The organism is Streptomyces tricolor (assembly GCF_002155905.1).
Taxonomy (GTDB): Bacteria; Actinomycetota; Actinomycetes; order Streptomycetales; family Streptomycetaceae; genus Streptomyces; species Streptomyces tricolor.
The window spans coordinates 1-6,696 of the sequence record NZ_MUMF01000317.1; the positions used below are offsets into that span (position 1 = coordinate 1).

General features: G+C 73.2%; 7 protein-coding genes. 2 read left to right on the forward strand and 5 right to left on the reverse strand.

Annotated elements, in window-relative coordinates; all coding sequences use genetic code 11:
* Positions 1-109: 109 nt before the first annotated feature.
* The 5 genes from CCN44_RS22740 to CCN44_RS22755 all read right to left on the reverse strand — a co-directional run bounded on the left by CCN44_RS22740 (position 110) and on the right by CCN44_RS22755 (position 4,101).
* The gene (locus CCN44_RS22740; RefSeq protein ID WP_223283667.1) at positions 110-1,519 is read right to left on the reverse strand and encodes an FAD-dependent oxidoreductase; all 1,410 of its coding nucleotides are present in this window, start codon (positions 1,517-1,519) and stop codon (positions 110-112) included.
* A 34-nt stretch (positions 1,520-1,553) separates the two neighbouring features.
* A complete protein-coding gene (locus CCN44_RS22745) occupies positions 1,554-2,726 on the reverse strand; it encodes a polysaccharide pyruvyl transferase family protein (protein WP_086699022.1) in 1,173 nt (390 codons plus the stop codon).
* Positions 2,727-2,806: 80 nt separating this feature from the next.
* On the reverse strand, positions 2,807-3,505 hold the full coding sequence (locus CCN44_RS22750) for an alpha/beta fold hydrolase (protein WP_059255838.1): 699 nt from the start codon (positions 3,503-3,505) through the stop codon (positions 2,807-2,809).
* A 40-nt stretch (positions 3,506-3,545) separates the two neighbouring features.
* Positions 3,546-3,719 (reverse strand): hypothetical protein, encoded by a 174-nt coding sequence (locus tag CCN44_RS45120; RefSeq protein WP_167404017.1) that lies wholly within the window; start codon positions 3,717-3,719, stop codon positions 3,546-3,548.
* Positions 3,720-3,744: 25 nt separating this feature from the next.
* Entirely contained in the window at positions 3,745-4,101 is a 357-nt protein-coding gene (locus CCN44_RS22755; RefSeq protein WP_059255836.1) for a PRC-barrel domain-containing protein, read from the reverse strand.
* Between the two features lie 277 nt (positions 4,102-4,378).
* Between CCN44_RS22755 and CCN44_RS22760 the strand changes: the two genes are divergently transcribed.
* Positions 4,379-5,572 carry a carboxylate-amine ligase gene (locus tag CCN44_RS22760; RefSeq protein WP_086699024.1) on the forward strand — a complete coding sequence of 398 codons (1,194 nt, stop codon included), beginning with the start codon at positions 4,379-4,381 and terminating at the stop codon, positions 5,570-5,572.
* A 146-nt stretch (positions 5,573-5,718) separates the two neighbouring features.
* A partial coding sequence (gene asnB / locus CCN44_RS22765; RefSeq protein ID WP_086699027.1) for an asparagine synthase (glutamine-hydrolyzing) occupies positions 5,719-6,696 on the forward strand: 978 nt, incomplete at its 3' end.

Genomic DNA, 6,696 nt, shown 5'->3' on the forward strand with positions numbered 1-6,696 from the left:
CGCCGCGGCCGTGCCGCCGTGGCCCGAGCCGCGATGCCCCGCAGCCCAAGCCGCGATGCCCCGTGGCCCGGGCCGCCGTGGCCCGCCGCTCGGGGTCCGTGGTCCGTGGTCAGAGCAGGCTGGCGCCCTGGGCGCGGAGTGCGCGCTGGACCGCGCTCACCGGGACGTCCCGGGGCTGCCGGCGCTGCGTCGCCGCGAGCGCCGCGCACACCCCCGCCGCCTGTCCGGTGGCCATGGAGATCGGCATGACGCGGTAGGAGGAGTGGGCCACGTGGTCCCCGGAGATGCAGCGGCCCGCGACCAGGATCCGGTCCACCCCCTGCGGGATCAGGCAGCGCAGGGGGATGTCGTACGACTCCCCGCGCGGCACCCGTTTCAGGAGGGTGCCGCGACCGCTCGGGTTGTGGATGTCCACCGGGTAGGCGCCGCGGGCGACCGCGTCCTCGAACTTGCGGGCCGTGAGCACGTCGTCGCCGGTCAGCTGGTACTCGCCCACGATCCGGCGGGTCTCCCGGACTCCGACCTGGACCCCGCTCTGGACGACGTAGGAGTCGGCGAAGCCCGGCACGCGCTCGCGCAGGAACCGGGCGATCTGCGCCATCTGGTGATGTGCCGTGAACTCGGCACGGGTCAGGTCCCAGACGCTGGTGCCGAGCACCTCGGTGACGCGCGTCGAATTGACCGCCACCTCACCGGAGTTCGGGGTGGCGAAGAAGAGCACGTCCTCCCGGGGCAGGTCCAGTTCCCCGGCGTCCGTGGCGGCCCGGACCAGGTCCCACAGCCCGTGCACGCCCCGCCACTGGTCCGGGTGGGCGCGGGTGTAGGCGGCGAACTCCTCGTGGTCGAAGCGGACCATGCGGAACATCAGCGACATGGGCTGGGTCCAGCCGTCCTCCGGCCGGCCGATGTCGTACGACGCCCCCGCCGCCGCGGCGATGTCGCCGTCCCCGGTGCAGTCCACGATCACGTCCGCGTCCATGACGAGGGGCCCCGACTTGGTCTCGAACACCGCACGCACCCGGTCGGGCAGGCTGAGCACGTCGGAGGCGAAGGAGTGCAGGAGCGTACGGACCTCGTGATTGATCAGCAGCTCGTACACCACCAGCTTGAACAGCTCCGGATCGAAGGGCACGGTGTACCCGGTCTCCAGTGAGGGCCGGATCGCCGCTCCCCTCCGCACGAGCTGGTCGAGCAGCACCCACAGCACCCCGCCGACGACCGGCTCGCCCTCGCCGTGGTCCGGCGGCAGCAGGCGCGCGGTGTCACCGGCCACGGCCTGCTTGACCTCGTTGTGGAAGCTCATCAACGGCATCACCAGCGCCGCGGTGGCATTGCCGCCGAGAAACCCGTAGCGCTCCACGAGGACGACCTCGGCGCCCGCGTTGGCGGCGCCGATGGCCGCACCGATGCCCGCCGGCCCGCCGCCGACCACCAGCACCTGCGTGGCCCCCGCGTGCAGCGCCTGACGAGGCGGGAGGTCCACCTTCCTGGGAACCCGGGGCGGCATCAGGTAGGACACGTTCACTCCCTCGGAGAACCGGTGGCCGTCGGCGTCAGCCCGCGACGGAGGCGGGCACGGGCGTGTCGCGGCGGACGGCGTGCGCCGCGGCGGCGCCGTCCAGATGGGTGAGGAGCCGTTCGGCGGTCTGGGCCGCGCGCAGCCGCATCGCCGCCGTACGCACGGCGGTGTCGGCCGCGCGGGCGCGCCGCTCGTCCCAGAGGCGGTCCACCTCGGCCAGTAGCAGCCCCGTCGTCTCCCGGACCACCCCGCGCAGGGCGGGCGCGCCGACCTGCTGGGCGAAGTCGAACACCTTGCCCGCGTAGGGCAGGGGCAGCAGGGGGATCCCGGCCAGCGCGGCGAAGATCAGAAAGTGCAGTCGCATGCCGACGGCCAGGTCCAGCTGGGTGACGATGTCGAGCACCTGCTGCGGCCCGTGGCCGCCGCGCAGCACCGTGCAGCGGTCCGCCTCCGCCATGCGGGAGGCCACGGCGTGCGCGTGCCGGATGTCGCCGCGTTCCATGGAGACGAAGACGACGTGCGCGTCCAGGCGGTGCGCGAGGAAATCCCCCACGCCGGCGAGCAGCTGGTGGTAGCCCTCTTCGTCCAGGTGCTCGGCCGCGCGCCCGGGCTCGCGCACGCTCATGCCCACCAGTCGCACGCCGCGCGGCACGGCCTCGGCCCGCAGCAGCGCCCGGCCGCGGTCGCCGGGTTCCAGCAGCAGCGCCGGATCGGCCGTGACGGTGACGGGCCGGGTGAGTCCGGCCTCTTCGAGCACGAGCTTGGACTCCTCGTCCCGGACCGTCACCTCGACCGCGTCCGACAGCACCGCACGCACCCACGCACAGTCCGTCTCGTCGGTGAGCGGACCGGCGCCGACCGCGTAGGTGAAGACGGGGACGCCGAGCTCCTGGGCGGTGCGGGCCAGCCGCAGATAGCGACGCGCCTCGGTGTCGTAGAGGATCCCGCCGCCGCCGAGCACCAGGACGCTCAGCCGCCGCAGATGCGCGGAGATGCCCTCCCGGCAGACCCCCTCCCAGCCGACGACCTCGACATCCGGATGGACGGCGCGGGTGTGCTCCGGATGGCGCGAGAAGACCACGAAGCGGGTCCCCGGACGCCCGGCCCGGACCCGGTCCAGCAGGGCGGTGAGGATCGCCTCGTCGCCCACGTTCCGGCCCCCGTAGGAGCCCAGCACGCCTACGGTCACGCTGTCCACGTCGTCCATGACCGCTCCCTGCCGTACGACGTTGTGGGCATGTCTGTACCAGCTTGCAGCCTTCCGGTGAGAACGCGCGACCGCGTCGCTCAGCGCTCCGCCGCCTCGCGGAGGAGGATCCGCGCCAGTTCGTGCGGCCGGGAGAACATCGGCCAGTGACCGGTGTCCAGCTCCACCAGCCGCCACCGCCCGCCGGCCGACAGTTCGGCCGCGCGGGCGTCGGGACCGGCGCCGTTGCGCAGGCAGCGGATGTACGTCGTCGGGATCTCCGACAGCGGACGGGGCAGTACCGCCGGCTCGGTGAGCGTGTCACCCGGATGCGGCGTCGACCGGTCCATGATCCGGGTGATCTGCTCCTCGGTCAGGTCCTGGCCCGCGTAGAAGCCGCGGCCGGGCGGGGGCCAGCAGCCGCCGTGGGCGTCGATCGCCGCCGCGACCGCGCCGCCGTTCGGCCACCCGGCCACGCACGACGCGCCGTCGACGGGGACGGGCGCGTCGACGAGCACCAGCCGGACCAGCCGGTCACCGATCCTCCCGGCGGCCTGGCCGGCCGGAACGCCGCCGTAACTGTGTCCGACGAGTACGACGTCACGCGCGCCGGGCGCCGCGGCCTCGCCGACGATGTCCTGGACGTGCGTCGACTGCCGCGCCGCGACGCCCCGCTTCTCCGCCAGCCCGGACAAGGACAACGGCCGCACGTCATGGCCGGCCGCGCACAGCTCCGGCACGACCGCGTCCCAGGCCCACGCACCGAGCCAGGCCCCCGCGACCAGCAGAAAGCGCGCCATGCCCGCACCGTGCCGCTTCCGCCGCCGTGCCCGCCGCCCGTCAGCGGCGGACGCGGTGCTTCCTGCCGCGGCGGCCGAAGCGCATCGCCACGTAGACCAGGTCCGCGACGAGGACGACGGCGCCGATGACCAGGAGGAAGAACAGGCCCTCGACGGCGAAGCCGATGATGCCCAGGACGAGGGCCACGAGGATCAGGAACAGGAACAGGCTCATCGGATCTCCCGGTGACTTCGGTGCGTCAACGGCGCGCCAGGCGTCGTTCGCCGCCCGTGCCCGGCGCGTAGGGCAGCTCGTAGTGGGCGAACACCTCCGGTTCCTCGGCTGCGGGCAACTCCCCGTCGGTGTCGATCGCCGGGGCCTTCTTGACCTGGTCCTTGCCGTGGGCGACCTTCAGGTACCCCGGGCCGACGGTCGCGCCGACGAGAGGCACGAACACCAGCCTGCGGCGGGTGGGCAGGCCCACCGTCACCGTGGCGAAGTAGGGCTGGTCGGTCCCGGTGTCGACGTAGATCGACTCCAGCACACCGATCTTGTGACCGTCCGCGTCGACCACGTCGTGCCCACGCCACTCGCGGATATCGGATGCCTCGAACATCGCAACCTCCTCAGCGGGGAGGTACCCATGTGCAGGCCGGTGATGTGGCGGCGGGCGTGCCAAGCCCTCGGAAGGCGTAGCCCGGACCGGCACGGACGCGCACCGCGTACCACGGGTCATCTGTTGCTCGTCTGTGATGTGTAAGTCTCCATTGAGCAGTGTTGCTTAGTGACGGGCCAGAGGGGAAGTCGGAGGTGCACAGCCTGCCGTCCGCCGTGTGGGGGGCGGCTTTCGGGGCGAGGCAGCCGAGCGTCCCTCCGTCACCCTTAGGAGCGTCGTGACCGTTCGCATCGGAGTGGAAGAGGAGTTCCACATCGTCGAGGTGGAGACGGGCCTGCTCGTGCCCCGGGCAGACTCGCTGCTGGCACAGCTGCCCGGACCCACTTTCACGACCGAGTTGCAGCAGGCGACCGTGGAGTCCAACAGCGGCGTGCACACATCGCTGGACGACCTGTACCGCGATGTGACCAGCACACGGCGGCGGCTCGACGCCACGGCCACCGGCCACGGTCTGGCCGTGGTGTCCGCCGGAACGGTGCCGCTGGCCCGTACCGCGGACATCCGCCCCACGGCCGGCCGCCGCTACCGCCGCATGGTCGAGGAGTACCGCATGGTCGCCGACGAGCAGCTGATCTGCGGAACCCACGTCCACGTCGACGCCCCCGACCGCGACCTGGCCGTACGCACCATGTGCGCGGTGTCGCCGTGGCTGCCCGTCCTGCTGGCCCTGTCCGCCAGCTCACCGTTCTGGCTGGGCGCCGACACCGGCTACGCCAGCTGGCGGACGATGGTGTGGCAGCGCTGGCCCACCGCGGGACCGGTCGGATGCTTCGCGAACGCCGCCGAGTACGACGCGACGGTGCAGGGCCTGATCGACTCGGGCGTCATCAGCGACCCCGGCATGATCTACACGGACATACGGCCCTCGGCCCACCAGCCCACCCTCGAACTGCGCATCTGCGACGCCTGCCCGCGCGCGGCGACGGTCGTGCTCGTCGCCGGCCTCTTCCGCGCCCTGGTCACCGAGGCCGCCGAGCGGCCGGGCCTCGCCTGCGGGGGCCGGCACGAATGGCTGCGCGCCGCCTCCTGGCGGGCCGCACGCTCCGGCCTCGAGGGAACTCTGCTCGATCCCCGCACCCGTCGTGCGGCACCCGCGCCCCAGGTCGTCCGCGGCCTGCTCGCACATGTCCGCCCGGCGCTGGAGGCGGCGGGGGACTGGCAGACGGTCCGCGACCTCGCGGAGCAGGCGCTCATGGACGGCAGCGCCGCCCACCGCATGCGCCGTACGGCGGCCGAGGAGGACCTGCTGGCCTGCACCGATCTCGCCGTCGCGGAGACCCGGGGCGACGTCGAACGGCGCCGCCGGCCCGTCGCGGGCCGCACCGGGCCCGTCCCCTCCGTGCAACTGCCCGCCGAAGACACTTCCGGCTCCCGCCCGGCGCGGACCCGCCCGCCGGTGACGCGCCGCTGAGGAGCCGGCCACCCCTACCGCACTCGCTACTCGCTGCGAAGGAGAGACACCGCCATGCCCACCAGCCCGGACCACATACCGACGGACGGCTCGGCGCCCGCCCCACCGCCACCCCGCCCGGACGCGCAGCGGGGAGGTGGTGCCTGATGTGCGGTCTGAGCGGAGAGATGCGCTTCGACGGCGGACGGCCCGACCTGGCGGCCGTGGTCCGCATGAGCGACCGGCTCGCCGCCCGCGGCCCCGACGGCCAGGGCACCTGGTCGCACGGCGCCGTGGCCCTGGGGCACCGCCGACTCAAGATCATCGACCTCTCCGAACGCGGGGCCCAGCCGATGACCGACGCCGGGCAGGAGATCACCGGCGTGTTCAACGGCTGCATCTACAACTACGCGGAACTCCGCGCGGAGTTGCAGGCCCTCGGCCACCGGTTCCGGTCCACCTCCGACACCGAGGTCGTCCTCAACGCGTACCGGCAGTGGGGCACCTCCTGCGTCGACCGCTTCCTCGGCATGTTCGCGTTCGCCCTCGTCGAGCACCGCACCGGCCGTCTGGTCCTGGGACGCGACCGGCTCGGCATCAAGCCCCTGTACCTGGCGCAGACCCCCGGACGGCTGCGGTTCGCCTCCTCGCTCCCGGCCCTCCTCGCGGGCGGTGGCGTCGACACCTCGCTGGATCCGGTCGCCGTCCACCAGTACCTCAGCTGGCACGCGACCGTGGCCGCCCCCCGCACCGTGCTGGCCGGGGTGCGCAAGCTGCCGCCGGCCACCGTCCGGGTCGTCGAGCCGGACGGCACCCACCAGGACCACCGCTACTGGCAGCCGTCGTACACCCGCCGTCCCGAGCACGCGGGCATGAGCCCGAGCGAATGGCGGGACGCGGTGCTCGACGCCCTGCGCACCGCCGTACGCCGGCGGATGGTCGCCGATGTGCCCGTCGGCGTCCTGCTCTCGGGCGGACTGGACTCCAGCCTGATCGTGGCACTCCTGGCCGAGGAGGGGCAGCGCGACCTGGCGACGTTCAGCGTGGGCTTCGAGTCCGAGGGCGGCGACGCCGGAGACGAGTTCGCGTACTCCGACCTGATCGCCGAGCAGTTCGCCACCGACCACCACCAGCTGGTGGTTCCC

Coding starts and splice junctions, on each gene's coding strand:
- CCN44_RS22745 (WP_086699022.1), bottom strand. CDS start 2,726: ATGGACGACGTGGACAGCGTGACCGTAGGCGTGCTGGGCTCCTACGGG.
- CCN44_RS22755 (WP_059255836.1), bottom strand. CDS start 4,101: ATGTTCGAGGCATCCGATATCCGCGAGTGGCGTGGGCACGACGTGGTC.
- CCN44_RS45120 (WP_167404017.1), bottom strand. CDS start 3,719: ATGAGCCTGTTCCTGTTCCTGATCCTCGTGGCCCTCGTCCTGGGCATC.
- CCN44_RS22750 (WP_059255838.1), bottom strand. CDS start 3,505: ATGGCGCGCTTTCTGCTGGTCGCGGGGGCCTGGCTCGGTGCGTGGGCC.